Consider the following 14323-nt stretch of genomic DNA (forward strand, 5'->3'; position numbering starts at 1 on the left):
AACCCAAGCTCAGCCTCGCTGTAGCCAATAGGGAAGCATTGCAAAGCGACATGGCCCCGGCACCGGACGCCGCAGCGACCATCACACACCGCAACATCGTCCTACGGAGCGGGACAATCGCTCAGAGTAAGCGACCGTCGAAGGCCAAGAAGTAGTCCGGCAGTAGCCGAGGGCCAGAGGTGGTCGAGCAGCAGCCGAGGGCCAGAGGTGGTCGAGCAGCAGCCGAGGGCCAGAGGTGGTCGAGCAGCAGCCGAGGGCCAGAGGTGGTCGGGGATAGTCGAGGGTCAGAAGTAGTCGAGCAGCTGGGCACGCGGCCCGCTGGCGAGCAGGTCCAGCGCCGACGGATCGCTGCCAGGCGCGACCCGCAGCAGTCCGGCCTCGACCAGCTCCGCGGCGCCCGCTGCCGCGCAGTACAGCAGCGCGAACCCGCGTACGGTCAGCTCCAGATCGGCGGCCTCGGCGTCGGTGGCCGGCTCCAGCACGCCGCGCCCGTCGGCCAGTTCGAGCCGCCAGTTGCCGTTGTTCCACTCCGCGTACGGATCGGTCAGGCGGAAGGCGACGGTCCCGCGTACCCCGGTCGGCCAGCCGCGCTCGGCGACCGCGCGCACCACGTCCACCGGGCGGTGCATCCAGGGCCGCCGGGAGTACTCGCGGGCCACCGCCAGCGGTAGTTGGGCCGTGACCGCGTCGAAGTCGGACGCGGGCAGCCGGATCGTCGGCGCCACGCTGGCCCAGCTGGCCAGCAGGCCGACCAGTTCCCGCGCCGCCTCGGGCGTTGCGGCCACCAGGTCCTCGACGGTGAGCACGGAGTTGGCGTCGTAGCCCCGGCCGCGGTCCCAGAGCGCGTACCCGACCAACCGACCGGCCTCCTCCACCACGGTCAGACCGTCGGCGTTGGTCAACAGGTCGCTGGTCCAGTCCTCCCCGTACCAGCCGCCCTGCCGGGTCAGCAGGCCGCACCGGCGCCGCGCGTGTTCCTCGTACAACCGTCGGACCCCGGGCAGGTCGGCCGCGGTGGCAGGTCGGACCGTCGGACCGTCGGCCGGCCGGTGCCGGGGCAACGCCGAGGTCGGCAGGTCGTACGTGCGCAACGTGCCGCAGACCTCCCAGCCGGCCGACCGATACGGCTCGACGATCGTCGGGAACAGCGCGCTGATCGCGGCACCCCGGTCCCGGGCCCCGCGCAGCAGGCCGGTCAGCAACGCCCGCGCCACTCCCCGGCCACGCGCCTCGGGTAGCACGGCCACTCCCGCGACGTCCGCCGAGGAGACCCGTCGGCCGGCCCACCACTGCCCGAAGTGCAGGTCGATGGCCCTGCCGAGCAGCGCACCGGATTCGTCGAAGGCGCCCCACCGGGTCAGCCCGGGCGCCGGTCGCAGCGCGCGCGGAGACGCCTCGGCGGGACCACCGAAGGCCAGCCGGCCCAGTTGCCAGGCCCGCTCCAACTCGTCCTCGGCCAGCTCACGTACCTCGATCGTGTCCCGCATCGCGCGATGATAGCCGCCCGGGCTCGCGCCAACGCCAGGGATTTTCGTCTGGGCGGTGCCGTAGGCTCCGGCCCGTGCGGGACAGCGAACAGGCACACGGCGGCGGACCGGTGGTGGAACTGCTCACCAAGCGGACGATGGTCATCGTTTCGCACGCGATCGAACGGGCGGCGCTGGCCGCCGCGGAGGACGGGCCGCTGGTCGTGGTGGCGCTGTTCCAACGGATGCCCTATTTCGAGCGGGAACGCGCCGTCTACGAGACGCTCGCCGAGCGGGCCGCCGTCACGATCGTCGGCCTGGTGGACGAGCGACCCCCCGCCGTGCCGGACGGGTCGTACGGGATCCGGCTCGACCCGGCCGAGGAGCTGGCCCGGGAATGGACGGTGGTGGCCCTGACGCCCCGCTTCGGTGCGGTCCTGGCGGCCCACGACCGGGAGGAGGTCACCGCCACCGCGGCGACCCTGGAGGGTGGCCGGCTGTTCGACGGCTGGTGGCGGTTCCGCCGGGACGAGGCCCTGCACGAGTTGCTCCGGCTCCGCCGCGCGCTGGCCGACCGGATGCCGTCGGCGGCGTTGGCCGCCATCGACCGGACCGTGGACCGGGTCCGTGACCTGCCACCGGCTCCCGGCGAGGCTCGGACCGAGGCGGCGATCCGGCTGCTGGTCGACCGGGTACGGGGCGCCCTGGACCGGCATGACGATCTGCGCCGGCAACTGGCCACGGCCCGGCGACCGGCGGCCGAGTCGGGCCTCTCCGGGTTGGCCGACGAGGCAGCGGTACGCCGCTGGGCGGGAACGGACGGCACCACCGCCTCCGGCACGCTGCCGGTGGCGCTGATCGGGGTCCGGGTCGGTGAGCCGCCGAACGCGCCCGAACGGCTCGGTCGGCGCAGCGCGGCCCGCGAGTTGCAGGCCGTCCTCCAGGTGCTCACCGGCGGGCTGCGCCCGATCGACCGGGTGACCCGGCTCGCCGAGGACGAGTACCTGCTGATCCTGCCCGCGCTGCCCGCCGACGACGCGCTCCAGGTGGCGTACCGGATCGGCACCGACCTGGCCGGGCTGGCCGGGACGTACCCGTTCGTGCCGTTCACCGGCACCTCGGTGGTCGCCGTGACCCGGCGCCGGCCGTTGCCGGTCGAGGAGATCCGCCGGGCGCTGGACTGGGCCGTGACCCAGGGTGTCCCGGTGGCGGCGCTGCCCCCCGAGGCGACGGCACCCGCCGGCTGACCTTGCTGAAGGACCTGACCATCCGCAGCGGCACCTGCCACCACCGCCCGTCCCGGCGGTGGACGACAGCCGGGGGCGGGTCAGCGCCCGGGTGTCCGCGCCACCCGGTCGACGAGGGCCTGGGCCACGTCGCGAACCTTGCGGTTGGAGCCCTGGGACACCTTCGCGAGGATGTTGAACGCCTCGGTGGAGGTGCAGCGGCGTTCGGCCATGATGATGCCCTTGGCCTGTTCGATGACCGCGCGGCTGGCCATCGCCTCCTGCATCTGTCGGGCGAGGGTGGCGGTGCTGTCGTAGAGGTGTGCGTTGGCCAGGGCGACGGCGGCGTACGCGGCAAAGGTCTCCAGGACGGCGACGGTGTCGTCGCCGAACGCGTGCGGGGTGCGGGCGTAGACGTTGAGCGCGCCGACAACCGCGTCCTGGATGGGCAGGCCGATCGACAGCGAGCTTCCGACTCCTGCCTGCACTCCACGTTCGACCCAGTTCGGCCACCGGTCCTCGGCGGTGAGGTCGGGCACCGACAGGATGTCGCCGCCGGCGGCGGCGTCCAGGCAGGGGCCGCTTCCCCGCGCGTACTGCCGCTCGTCCATGTCGAGCGCCAGCTCGTCGGTGAACGCCGCGGTGTGTCCCGTGCCGCTGCGGACCAGGGTGACCGACACCTCCACCGGTGTGTCCAGGGCGCGTTTGGCCAGCTCGGCGACGCGTTGCAGGACATCATCGAGACCGACCTCGCCAAGCTTGATGCGACCGAGTTCGGCGAAGGCGTCAGCGGGGTCCGTCGGCAGGGGGGCCATGGCACGAGTTCCTCACCGGGAGCACGCCGACGGAGCCTGGAAAGGGGTGGGCGTGCGGATGGCAGCCCACGCGTCGCGGGCGCTGCACGGACCCACCAGGGCGGAACCGGGACCGACGCCGGATGCTCGACGCCGATTCGCCACATCCGGTGGTACGGCGGATGTGGGCTACAGGCCCGCCAGGGTACCCCGCTTCGTCGAGCGCCCGAGCTGCAGAGTGGCCGCGGGACGGTGTCAGGTGCCCCGGGTACGGCGACGCGGCGGATGTCAGGTGCGCAGCGTGTGGCTGGGGCTGCTGCCGTAGGCGGCGCGGTAGTCGGTGCTGAAGCGTCCGAGGTGGGTGAAGCCCCAACGGGTGGCGATCGTGGTGACGGTGACACCGGTGGTCGGGTCGGCGGCCCGCAGATCGCGGTGCGCGCGTTCCAGCCGGACCTGGCGGACGTACCCCGTCGGGGTGGTTTCGTGGTAGCGGCGGAACGCGAGTTGCAGTGCGCGGGGGCGTACGCCGGCCGCGGCGGCGATCTCGTCGACGGTGATCGGCCGGTCTGCGTGGTCGTCGATGTAGGCCACGGCGCGGCGTAACGCCCATGGCGTGACCTCACCGGCGGACCGCAGGGCCGCGTCGTGACCGGTGTTGGGGAACACGGCCAGGGCCGTCGCCGCGAGCTGGTGACGGGTGTTCTCGGCGATCAGCGGGTTCAGCATGAGCGCGGGGTCGGACAGCACGGTGCGGGTCAGGTGAGAGAGGGTCGCGGTCCAGTGCCGACCGAGCGCCACCGAGATCGGCCGGGAGCTGTCGAAGCGCAGGTCCGCACCGTTGATGCCGGTCTGCACGTGGGCGACCTTCTCCAGCAGGGCGCGGGGAAGGCGGGCGACGAACGTGTCGACGTCGTCGTAGGCGAGGTCCTCGGAGTGGTCCGGCAGGATCAGCATGACGTCCCCGGGCCGCAGGCGGTACTCGTCCTTGGCCCTGGTGACGGTGAAACGGCCGCCTATCAGGTGGGTGATGTTCAGGTCGCCGTCCGGGACCGTCTGGACCCGGGTGCACGCCGAGTAGTGCAGCCGGGTCACGCTGAGGTCGGCGAGCGCGGTGGTGACGCTGCGTAGGCCGGTTCCGTCGCGGCCCGCACCGGAGGACCGCACCTTGATGTCGAGGAATGCCCGCCGGACGAAGTCGTGGGCCGCGTCCGTGTCGCGGGTGGCGTAGCGCTGCCAGTGCGAGCCGGAGTAGACGGTGCCAGCTGTCATGTCCGCCTCTCCTGTCCAGAACGCCGGGCGATCAATCTATCCACGATACGCATCATTTGTGCGGCAGGCGTAGCGCGCCGCCCGCTCTCCTGGCGGTAGGGCACCGGCCGCGGATATGCATCAGGTGGATCGCCGTGTCCGGCCGTTGCCGGGGCGATCCGGCGGGTGCCCCTGGTCAAGCAGTCGGGCAGGGGCACCCGCGTCCGACCGTTCGCGTCCGCGTCAGTCGCCGGAACGACATGGGTGCGGGACGACATGGGTGCGGGACGACATGGGTGCGTCGAGAAGCACGACCGGTCACCGTCTCCGCGGCCACGGCTCGGGCTCTCCCACCGGCGAGGGAAGATGGCTGGTTCCCAGGCTAACGCCCGACGACGCCGAGCAGCAGCGTCGCCCGCGCGGTGCGCTGGTAGAGGACGCCGTGCCCGGCCTGCCGTCCGGTCACCAGCCCCGCCCGGCGCAACCGGCCGAGATGGTACGAGACCGTCGCCGCGCTCAACCCGTGCCGAGCGGCCAGGTCGGTGGTGGTTCGCGGGGTCTCCAGGTCGGCGAGCAACGCGGCCCGGCGCGGCCCGAGCAGGTCGACACCTTCCATCTCCGCGCCCGCCGGTACAGCGGCCCAGACCCGTCCCCGGCCCCGCGCCGGATAGCCGGCCATCGCCTGACCCGGGCGGCCGAGCCAGAGCGCGGGCCGGGGCAGGAACACCGAGGGAGTGAAGACCAGTCCTTCGGCGGCGTCCACCTCGGCGTCGACGGGCAGCCGTAGCCTCACCCAGTCGCCGTCCCAGTCGAGCTGGGGGTGCAGGTCCGTCACGATCGCGCCGAAACCGATCCGGCCGGCCCTCGTGGTGTGGTGCCGGACGTCCTCGTCGAGGATGCGATGCAGGTCCGGCCAGGACCCGGCCAGGACCCGCTGCCAGGAGCGTTCCAGCTGCTCGGCCACGCAGTCCAACAGGGCCTGCGCACCGGCCGCCAGCACGTCCCCGACCGGGGCGGGCAGCGGCGCCCGCGGATCCCGACCGGCCCCGGCGCCGGTCCGGGTCAGGGCCTCGGGCGGTGGCGCGCCGATCCGGAACGCCAGTTCCAGCTGGTGGCGGACCAGTTCGACAGGCATCGCCGTGACGGCGTCGAGTTCCTCCCGCAGACTCGGCTCGTAGCTGGCGGGGACCGGCACCAGGAAGTCCGGCACGTACCACGATGCCTGCTCGACCAGGGTGAGCAGCACCGCCAGGTCGGTCAGGTCGGCGCGGCGCCGGGTGTCCAGCACCCAGCCATGGGCGTACGGCGCCCGCTCCGGATGGGTCAGCACCTCCAGCCCGCAGCTCAACTCGGCCAGCCGGGACAGGGCGAACCGGGATCGCGCCAGCCGCCCGGCGTCGACCGCCAGCGAGATCATGGCCGGCCCACCTCCGCATTCGAGAACCTTCGAATCCCTCGTCGTCGTAAGCGTCGGCTGGTCGACTGGCCCGCACCAGCCGACCGGCGCCCCGGCCGGCATCCGACCCGACCTCGGCTACGCAGACGAAGGAGTCCAGATGGACCACGCACACCGCCCCATCGACCGGCGGAAGATCCTGCTCGGCGCCGCGGCGCTCGGGGTCAGCGTCGCACAGCTCGGCACGGTGGCGACCGCCGAGGCCGGCACCCGGAACGACGCGGACACCACAGCCGGGCGGAACGGTGAGCCGACCATCCGGAACGGTGGCGGGCTGGCCACGTCCCGGTCCGTCGGACCGTACGACGTGATCGCCCTCTACGACGCGACCGGGCCGTTCTTCACCACCCGTCAGGATGCCTTCCCGACCGCGACCGCGCGGGACTGGCGGCGCGCCGCCCTGCTGGATCCCGCCGCGTTCGGTCCCGAGGGGGCCTGGAACCTGGACTTCCGCTGTTACGCGATCCGCCGACCCAACGGTCGGGTGATCCTGGTGGATACCGGCGTCGGACCGGTGGGCAGCCCCGCCTCCGGCTGGGCACCGGTGCCGGGACACCTGCCCGAGCGGCTGCGGGCGGCCGGCATCGAACCGGAGCAGGTGGACGTGGTCGTGCTGACCCACGTACACAGCGATCATGTGGGTTGGGCGGTGGGCCCGGACGGCGTGCCGACCTTCCCGAACGCCCGGTACGCGATCCAGCGCACCGAGATCGCCGCGCTGGTGGCCGGCGGTGCCGAGGCGATGCTGTCGTACGTGGTGGAGCCGCTGCGCCGGACCGGGCAACTGTGGGAGGTCGACGGGCGTACCCGGATCACCGGCCGACCTGCCACGGCCGTGACGCTGGTGCCGACACCCGGGCACACCCCCGGGCATCAGTCCCTGCTCGTCGACGGCGGGCGGCGGCGGCTCGTGGTCACCGGGGACGTGCTGGTACACGCCGTCCAGTTGGTGAACCCGGACGTCGGGTACGTCTTCGAGGACGACCAGGACATCGCCCGGCGGACCCGACGGGCCCTGCTGGCGGAGGCCGCGGACCGGCGCGCCCTGCTGGCGACCGCGCACCTGCGGCAGCCGTTCGTGCTCGCCCCCGTCAGGCGCGTGCGGTCACGAGATAGAACGTGAAGCCCGCGAGGAACGGCCCGGCGGTGAGGCCGGCCAACCACCGTTCGGCGTCCGCCCGGGTGAACTCGCCGGCCTCGACCATCCGGGCCGCGTTGCGGCGCAGCCCGAGGATCTGGTCGGCGACGTCGAACTCGGCGAACGCGACCGCGACCGGGGTGACCGACCGGACCTCGGCGCCCGCCTCGGTGGCCAACCAGGCGAGCTGCCGGCCGATCGTGGGATTCCGGACCCGCCCGGCCACGAACCGGGCGAACGCTCGGCTGGTCGGCACGTCCGGGTGCGCGACGGCCAGCGTGTCCCAGTCCGGCTCGGCCATCCCGAGCAGCCCGTGCGGTCGCAGCACCCGACGCAGTTCCCGGATCGCCCCGGCCGGGTCGGCCAGGTGTTGCAGGACGCGGTCCACCTTCACCCGGTCGACGCTCGCGTCGGCCACCGGTAGCGCGTGCGCGTCACCGCGACACACCCGTACCGTCGGATGGTCGGCCAACCGGCGGCGGGCCTCGGTGAGCATCGCCGGGTCGCGGTCCACTCCCAGGACCGTGCCGGTCGGCCCGGCGGCGTCGGCGAGCAGGCCGAGGTCCGTGCCGGGACCGCAACCGAGATCGAGCACGGCGTGGCCGGCGGCGAGGGCGAGGGCGTCGGCCAGCCGCCGCTTGTAGTCGAGGCCGACGCCGGTCCGGGCCGCCGCGTCCAGGTACCGGATGGGGTCGGGGGCCGCCGGGTCGAGGCTGAGCGTGGTCATCCGCCGATTGGAGCACAACCGACAATCGGACGGTACGGAGCATGAACGCCTCCGGCGGGGGTACGGCCCCGACTGAACCCGGACGGCGGTGGCTGGAGACCGTACGCCCGATCGACCGGCGAGGAGAGTGGCATGCGCATCGGATACGCCCTGTCGAGCGAGGAGTACACCCCGGCCGAGTTGCTGGACCAGGCGCGCGGCGCCGAGCGGGCCGGCTTCGAGGCGTTGTGGATCTCCGATCACTTCCACCCCTGGAACGACGCGCAGGGGCAGAGCCCGTTCGTCTGGTCGACCATCGGCGCGGTCAGCCAGGTCTGCCGGCTACCGGTGACCACCGCCGTGACCTGTCCCACGGTCCGGATCCATCCGGCGATCATCGCCCAGGCCGCGGCCACCAGCGCGGTGCTGCTGGAGGGCCGGTTCGTGCTCGGGGTGGGCAGCGGCGAGGCGCTGAACGAGCACATCCTGGGTGATCCTTGGCCCAGTGCCGACGTCCGGCTGGACATGCTGGAGGAGGCGGTCGAGGTCATCCGGAAGCTGTGGACGGGCCACTTCGTCGACCACGACGGCCGGCACTACACCGTGGACAACGCGCGGATCTACACCCTTCCCGAGACGCCGCCGCCGATCTACGTGTCGGGCTTCGGCCCGAAGGCCATCCACCTGGCCGCCCGGATCGGTGACGGGTACATCGGCGTCATGCCGGACGCCGACCTGGTGACGCGGTTCCGGGAGGGCGGCGGCGGCGAGAAGCCGTGCCAGGCCAGCTTCAAGGCCGCGTACGCCCCGAGCGAGGACGAGGGCGCCGAGATCGCCCACCGGAGGTGGCCCAACGGTGGCCTGCCCGGGGAACTGTCCCAGGTGCTCCCCTCCCCTCGACACTTCGAGCAGGCGACGCAACTGGTCAGCAAGGACATGATCAAGGACACGTACGTCTGCGGGAACGACCCGGCGAAGCACCTCGAAATGATCGACAAGTTCGCCGCGGCCGGGTTCGACGAGCTGTACGTGGCCAACATCGGGCCCAACTACCAGGGCCTGTTCGACCTCTACGCTCGGGAGGTCCTGCCGAAGCTGCGCGGCTGAACCACCCCCCGGAGCCTCGCCGACACCGTCCCGCCGGCCGGGGACGACCGGTGCGTTAGAAGGGGTCCCCTGTACATCAAAAAGCGATAACAAGGTGCCCTTCCTTACCCCGGTCCCGTTTCGCGGAGATCCACCACGGGTAGCAGTGCGGTCGATGAAGCTGCCACTGCACTCCAACCGCCTCCGGCGTGCCGCGAAGAACCTGTTCGGCTGGCGTACGCTGCGCCCGAACCAGCTCGCGGCGATGCGCTCGGTGATGAAACGCCGGGACACCCTCGTGGTGCTGCCCACCGGGGCCGGCAAGTCGGCCATCTACCAGATCCCGGCCAGCCTGATCCCGGGTCCCACCGTGGTGATCTCGCCGCTGCTCGCGTTGCAGCAGGACCAGATCGCCTCGCTCAACGAGCGGGAACGCCCCGAGCTGCGGGCCGTCCGGATCAGCTCGCACGAGTCGGCGGCGCAGCAGGCCGCGGCCATCGCGGCCATCCGGGACGGCTCGGCCGAGTTCCTGTTCATCACCCCGGAGCAGTTGAGCAACCCGGACCGGATGGCCGAGGTACGCGCGCTGCGGCCGGCGCTGGTCGCGGTGGACGAGGCGCACTGCATCTCCGCCTGGGGGCACGACTTCCGCCCCGACTACCTGGCGCTGGGCCACCTGATCCGCGGTCTCGGCCGGCCGCCGGTGGTGGCGCTGACCGCCACGGCGTCGCCGCCGGTGCGGGAGGACATCATCGCGCGGCTCGGTCTGAACGATCCGAGGATCGTGGTCTCCGGGCTGGACCGGCCGAACATCTTCGTCGAGGTAGCGCAGTGCCCCACCGAGAGCTACCGGTGGCGGCGGTTGATCGCGCTGCTGCGCGAGGACACCCGGCCGGGCATCATCTACGTGCCGACCCGGCGCGCCGCCGAGGAGTTGACGGAGAAGCTCACCAAGGCCGGTTTCCCGGCGGAGTTCTACCACGGTGGGATGCCCGCGGGGGCCCGGCACGAACTGCACGAGGCGTTCCTCGACGACCGCGTACCGATCATGGTGGCCACCTCGGCGTTCGGCATGGGCATCGACAAGCCGAACATCGCCTGGGTGGTCCACATGGCGCTGCCCGACTCCCCGGACAGCTACCTCCAGGAGATCGGCCGGGCGGGTCGGGACGGTGAGCCGGCCCGGGCTCTGCTGCTGTGGCAGTCCGAGGACATCGGGTTGCAACGGTTCTTCTCGGGCGGTCGGCCGGACGAGAAGGAGCTGTCCGACCTGGCCGCCCTGCTGCGTGCGGAACCGGCCACCAGGGCCGCGCTGCGCGAACGGTCCGGGCTCGGCCCGCGCAAGCTCGGCAACCTGCTCGCCCTGCTGGAACAGGTGGGTGCCGCCGCGCCAACCGGCAACCACCTGCTCACCAGTCCCCGGTACGCGCCGTCGCCGGCCGAGGCCGCGCGGGCCGCACTCGCCGAGGCGGACCGGCAGCAGGCCGTGCAGCGCTCGCGCACCGACATGATGCGGGCGTACGCGGAGACCCGGTCCTGCCGTGGGCAGACCCTGCTGGCCTACTTCGGCGAGCAGATGACCGACGTCTGCGGGCACTGCGACAACTGCGCCGCCGGCACGAGTGTCCCGGACGACCGCGCGAGCGGGCCGTTCCCGGTGCACAGTCAGGTGCGGCACAACGAGTGGGGCACCGGGCTGGTGCTCAGCTACGAGGCGGACAAGATGACGGTGCTGTTCGACGAGGTGGGGTACAAGACCCTGTCGGTGCCGGTGGTGAGCGAGCAGGGTCTGCTCACCGCCGACAGCCGCTGAGGTCCACCCTTGACCTAGGCTGACTGCCGCCGACCGGTGACCGCGCCGATGCCCTCGGCGTCGGTGATCCTGACCCCGGTCGCGGCGCTGACCACTGGAAACGCGACAACACACAGCAGATACAGCAGGGGGACGATGACGTGACGGACCAGCCGTTGCACAGCGAGTTCGGGTTCACCGACGACGAGTGGAGCCTGCTCGTCAACCTGCCGCAGGCGGTGCTGACCGCGGCGAGCGCCGCCGAGTCCGACAGCACCCGGCGGACCATGGCGGAGAACGCCGCCGGTCTGGACGCCATCGGCGCCGGCCGGGAGTCGGCGAGCCGGTTGGTCTCGGCGGTCGCCGGTGAGGTGATACACCGCACCGGTGACCCGGAGACCGGTGAGGAACTGCCGGTCATCCAACCCGACGACCCCAGCGGAATGATCGCGGACGTACTCGGGCGGGCCCGCACGGCGGTCGCGCTGTTGAACGCCAAGGCGCCCGAGGGTGACGCCGGGGCGTACAAGTTGTGGCTGGTGGAGATCGCCGAGCAGGTGGTCACCGCCGCCCCCAGCGGTGGCTTCCTCGGCCTGGGCGGCGAAACCGTCAGCGAGTCCGAGCGCCAGTTCCGCGACAACCTCTCCCACCTCCTCAACGACTAACCCCACCCCCCCGGCCCCCACCCCCACCCCCAATGGTTGATCATGAGGTTGACCGGTCGATCCGAGACGAATCAGCCAGTCAACCTCATGATCAACCTATCGGTCCAGGGGCGCCGCCTCGGTGGGTGGCGCAAGCCTGGCTGGGATGGTGGTGGGCGGTTCAGGTTCGGCTGGAATGGTGGGCCGGTGGGCGTGCCGGAGTAGCAGCACGCACAGCAGCGCGGCCAGCAGCATCACCAGCAGCGCGGCGACGGCCGCGACGTGCAGCCCGGTCAGGAAGGCCGCCCGGGCCGCGTGCAGCAGCGCGGCCCCGGCCGACCCGGGCAGGGCGCCGGCCCCGGTGTACGCGCCGGCCAGCGTCTCCCGGGCCGGGTCGGCGACGGCCGCCGGCAGGCCGGTGAGCGAGCCGGTGATCTCGCGTCGGTACACCACACCGCCGAGGCTGCCCAGCAGGGCCATCCCGAGCGCGCCGGCGAACTCCGTCGCCGATTCCAGCAGTCCGGAGACGGTACCGGCCCGCTCGGCCGGCGCCGCCCCGAGCACCACGTCGGTGACCAGGGACAGCACCGCGATGACACCCGCGGCGTAGCCGGTGGCACCGACCAGCAGCACCCAGAGACCGCCATCGGCGGGCACCCGGGTCAGCACCCCGAAGCCGACCGCCGCGAGCACGAAGCCACCGGCCATGACGTACGCCCGGTTGACCCGGACGGCGAGCCCGGCGGCCAGCGGCGCCACCCCGCCCACGGCGACGGTCGGCAGCAGGCTCCACAGCGCGGCCCGCAGCGGGCTCATCCCGGTCACCAGTTGCAGGTACTGGGTGGTGAAGATCGCGAAGCCGACCAGCGCGAACATGCCCAGCACGTTGACCAGCAACGAACCACCGAAGGCGGGCCGCCGGAAGAGCGCCAGGTCGATCATCGGGTACGCCCGGCCGCGCTGGCGGCGCAGGAAGGCGGCGCCGAACCCGAGGCCCAGTCCGATGGCCAGCACGGGCGGCACGGCCGGACCGGAGCGGGCCAACTCCTTGATCCCGTAGATCACCGGCAGGATGGTCACCAGGGACAGCAGCGAGCTGAGCAGGTCGAATCCGCCGGCCGCCGGGGCACGGTGCTCGGGCAGCAGGACCGGACCGAGCAGCAGCAGTACGGCCATCGCCGGCAGGTTGATCAGGAAGACCGACCCCCACCAGAAGTGCTCCAACAGGAGCCCGCTGAGCACCGGGCCGATGGCGATGCCACCGGCCATGGCGGCGGTCCAGATGCCGATGGCCTTCGCGCGCTGCCGTTCGTTCCGGAACATCGCCCGGATCAACCCGAGGGTGGACGGCATGAGGGTGGCGCCACCGACGCCGAGTAACGCCCGGGCCAGGATCAGCAGTTCCGCACTGCTGGCGTACGCGGCCAGCAGGGACGCCGCGCCGAACGCGGCGGCACCGATCAGCAGCAGCCGGCGCCGGCCGATCCGGTCACCGAGCGCGCCCATCGTGATCAGCAGGCCGGCCAGGACGAAACCGTAGATGTCGAAGATCCACAGTTGCTGGGTGCCGGTCGGCCGCAGTTCCCGGCTGAGGAACGGCACGGCGAAGTAGAGCACCGACACGTCCATCGAGACCAGCAGCAGCGGCAGCATGAGCACCCCGAACCCGGTCCACTCCCGGCGCCCCGCCAGCGCACCGTCGGGACCGGAGCCGGGCTGCGGTGGAACCGCCTTCCCCGCCGGCACACCGCCGGAGCCGGAACCGGAACCGGAACCGGAACCGGAACCGGAGCCGGAGCCGGGCTGCGGCGGAAGGCCGCCCCGGCCCGAGGCTTCCGCCCGGGATTTCTCACCGCTCACCGCGTTCATCGCGGCCACCTACCCCTCAAGACAACTTACTGCGTATGTCATACGCTCTACTGCGTAAGTTATACGCAGTAATAGGATGATGGTCAACCCCACGGAGGCGGAACGATGGAAGACGACACCGGGACGGGCCTGCCGGCGAGCCTGGCGACCGCCTGGGGCCTGCGGGACCGGCCAGCCAAGGGGCCCCGGCCGGCGCTCAGCCTGGACCGCATCGTCCGGGCCGCCATCGCGGTGGCCGAGGCGGACGGCCTGGCCGCCGTCTCGATGGGCCGGGTGGCCAAGGAACTGGGTGCCGGGACCATGGCGCTGTACCGGTACGTCGGCGCCAAGGGCGAACTGGTCGAGCTGATGACCGACGCCGCCTACGGCCCCCCACCCGCGCCGGATCCCGAGCAGGACTGGCGGGCCGGCCTCGACCGATGGGCCCGCGCGGTGCTCGACGGGTACCGCCGACACCCGTGGCTGCGGCACATCCCGATCAACTCGCCACCGATCCTGCCCAACCAGCTGCGCTGGATGGAGAACGCCCTGGTCGTGCTGCGCGACACCGGTCTCACGGGCCCGGAGAAGCTGTCCACCGCGATGCTGCTGTCCGGGTACGTCCGCTACTGGGCACAGGTCACCCTGGACATCGCGGCGGCGGCAAGCGCGAGCGGCGTGACCGCCGACGAGGCGATGACGACGTACGGCCAGCGGCTGGTCCGGCTGGTGGACGCCGACCGGTTTCCCGAGCTGCACGGGTTGATCGTGGGTGGCCTGCTGGTCGAGGACGAGGCCGTCGATCCGGACGCCGACTTCGGCTTCGGCCTCGACCGCATCCTCGCCGGCATAGCCGCCCTCATCAACCAGCGCACCACCGCCCCACCCACCACCACCACCCAGAACCCCCCGGGTTGAT

Annotated in this window: 12 protein-coding genes; 6 read left to right on the plus strand and 6 right to left on the minus strand. The window is 72.3% G+C overall.

Annotation, left to right across the window (positions count from 1 at the left end):
• Window positions 1-284: 284 nt before the first annotated feature.
• Complete coding sequence (locus ACXN5W_RS00830) at window positions 285-1487, minus strand: GNAT family N-acetyltransferase (protein ID WP_473156138.1); 1203 nt, start codon at window positions 1485-1487, stop codon at window positions 285-287.
• Between the two features lie 74 nt (window positions 1488-1561).
• Here ACXN5W_RS00830 and ACXN5W_RS00835 point away from each other — a divergent pair, with 74 nt between their 5' ends.
• Entirely contained in the window at window positions 1562-2713 is a 1152-nt protein-coding gene (locus tag ACXN5W_RS00835; RefSeq protein WP_473156139.1) for a DICT sensory domain-containing protein, read from the plus strand.
• Window positions 2714-2793: 80 nt separating this feature from the next.
• Here ACXN5W_RS00835 and ACXN5W_RS00840 read toward each other — a convergent pair whose 3' ends face one another.
• From ACXN5W_RS00840 to ACXN5W_RS00850, 3 genes are all read right to left on the minus strand, one after another.
• Window positions 2794-3507 carry a GAF and ANTAR domain-containing protein gene (locus ACXN5W_RS00840; RefSeq protein WP_473156140.1) on the minus strand — a complete coding sequence of 238 codons (714 nt, stop codon included), beginning with the start codon at window positions 3505-3507 and terminating at the stop codon, window positions 2794-2796.
• A 267-nt stretch (window positions 3508-3774) separates the two neighbouring features.
• Window positions 3775-4755 carry a helix-turn-helix transcriptional regulator gene (locus ACXN5W_RS00845; protein ID WP_473156141.1) on the minus strand — a complete coding sequence of 327 codons (981 nt, stop codon included), beginning with the start codon at window positions 4753-4755 and terminating at the stop codon, window positions 3775-3777.
• Window positions 4756-5116: 361 nt separating this feature from the next.
• Entirely contained in the window at window positions 5117-6151 is a 1035-nt protein-coding gene (locus ACXN5W_RS00850) for a DUF5937 family protein (RefSeq protein WP_473156142.1), read from the minus strand.
• Between the two features lie 139 nt (window positions 6152-6290).
• Between ACXN5W_RS00850 and ACXN5W_RS00855 the strand changes: the two genes are divergently transcribed.
• Entirely contained in the window at window positions 6291-7313 is a 1023-nt protein-coding gene (locus tag ACXN5W_RS00855; RefSeq protein ID WP_473156143.1) for an MBL fold metallo-hydrolase, read from the plus strand.
• Here the strand turns inward: ACXN5W_RS00855 and ACXN5W_RS00860 are convergent.
• On the minus strand, window positions 7282-8055 hold the full coding sequence (locus ACXN5W_RS00860; RefSeq protein WP_473156144.1) for a methyltransferase domain-containing protein: 774 nt from the start codon (window positions 8053-8055) through the stop codon (window positions 7282-7284). The genes ACXN5W_RS00855 and ACXN5W_RS00860 overlap by 32 nt on opposite strands.
• 132 nt (window positions 8056-8187) lie before the next feature.
• Here ACXN5W_RS00860 and ACXN5W_RS00865 point away from each other — a divergent pair, with 132 nt between their 5' ends.
• The 3 genes from ACXN5W_RS00865 (at window position 8188) to ACXN5W_RS00875 (ending at window position 11577) form a co-directional block, all read left to right on the plus strand.
• The gene (locus tag ACXN5W_RS00865; RefSeq protein WP_473156145.1) at window positions 8188-9141 is read left to right on the plus strand and encodes an LLM class F420-dependent oxidoreductase; all 954 of its coding nucleotides are present in this window, start codon (window positions 8188-8190) and stop codon (window positions 9139-9141) included.
• Window positions 9142-9295: 154 nt separating this feature from the next.
• On the plus strand, window positions 9296-10933 hold the full coding sequence (locus ACXN5W_RS00870; RefSeq protein ID WP_473156146.1) for a RecQ family ATP-dependent DNA helicase: 1638 nt from the start codon (window positions 9296-9298) through the stop codon (window positions 10931-10933).
• Between the two features lie 140 nt (window positions 10934-11073).
• Complete coding sequence (locus tag ACXN5W_RS00875) at window positions 11074-11577, plus strand: hypothetical protein (protein ID WP_473156147.1); 504 nt, start codon at window positions 11074-11076, stop codon at window positions 11575-11577.
• A gap of 96 nt (window positions 11578-11673) precedes the next feature.
• Here ACXN5W_RS00875 and ACXN5W_RS00880 read toward each other — a convergent pair whose 3' ends face one another.
• Window positions 11674-13209, minus strand: coding sequence for an MFS transporter (locus ACXN5W_RS00880; protein ID WP_473156300.1), 1536 nt, complete (start codon window positions 13207-13209; stop codon window positions 11674-11676).
• 321 nt (window positions 13210-13530) lie between these two features.
• Here ACXN5W_RS00880 and ACXN5W_RS00885 point away from each other — a divergent pair, with 321 nt between their 5' ends.
• Window positions 13531-14322, plus strand: coding sequence for a TetR/AcrR family transcriptional regulator (locus tag ACXN5W_RS00885; protein ID WP_473156148.1), 792 nt, complete (start codon window positions 13531-13533; stop codon window positions 14320-14322).
• Window position 14323 lies beyond the last annotated feature (1 nt).

The organism is Plantactinospora sp. A48 (genome assembly GCF_055793945.1).

Coding starts and splice junctions, on each gene's coding strand:
- ACXN5W_RS00830 (WP_473156138.1), bottom strand. CDS start 1,487: ATGCGGGACACGATCGAGGTACGTGAGCTGGCCGAGGACGAGTTGGAG.
- ACXN5W_RS00840 (WP_473156140.1), bottom strand. CDS start 3,507: ATGGCCCCCCTGCCGACGGACCCCGCTGACGCCTTCGCCGAACTCGGT.
- ACXN5W_RS00845 (WP_473156141.1), bottom strand. CDS start 4,755: ATGACAGCTGGCACCGTCTACTCCGGCTCGCACTGGCAGCGCTACGCC.
- ACXN5W_RS00850 (WP_473156142.1), bottom strand. CDS start 6,151: ATGATCTCGCTGGCGGTCGACGCCGGGCGGCTGGCGCGATCCCGGTTC.
- ACXN5W_RS00855 (WP_473156143.1), top strand. CDS start 6,291: ATGGACCACGCACACCGCCCCATCGACCGGCGGAAGATCCTGCTCGGC.
- ACXN5W_RS00860 (WP_473156144.1), bottom strand. CDS start 8,055: ATGACCACGCTCAGCCTCGACCCGGCGGCCCCCGACCCCATCCGGTAC.
- ACXN5W_RS00865 (WP_473156145.1), top strand. CDS start 8,188: ATGCGCATCGGATACGCCCTGTCGAGCGAGGAGTACACCCCGGCCGAG.
- ACXN5W_RS00870 (WP_473156146.1), top strand. CDS start 9,296: ATGAAGCTGCCACTGCACTCCAACCGCCTCCGGCGTGCCGCGAAGAAC.
- ACXN5W_RS00880 (WP_473156300.1), bottom strand. CDS start 13,209: ATGCTGCCGCTGCTGCTGGTCTCGATGGACGTGTCGGTGCTCTACTTC.
- ACXN5W_RS00885 (WP_473156148.1), top strand. CDS start 13,531: ATGGAAGACGACACCGGGACGGGCCTGCCGGCGAGCCTGGCGACCGCC.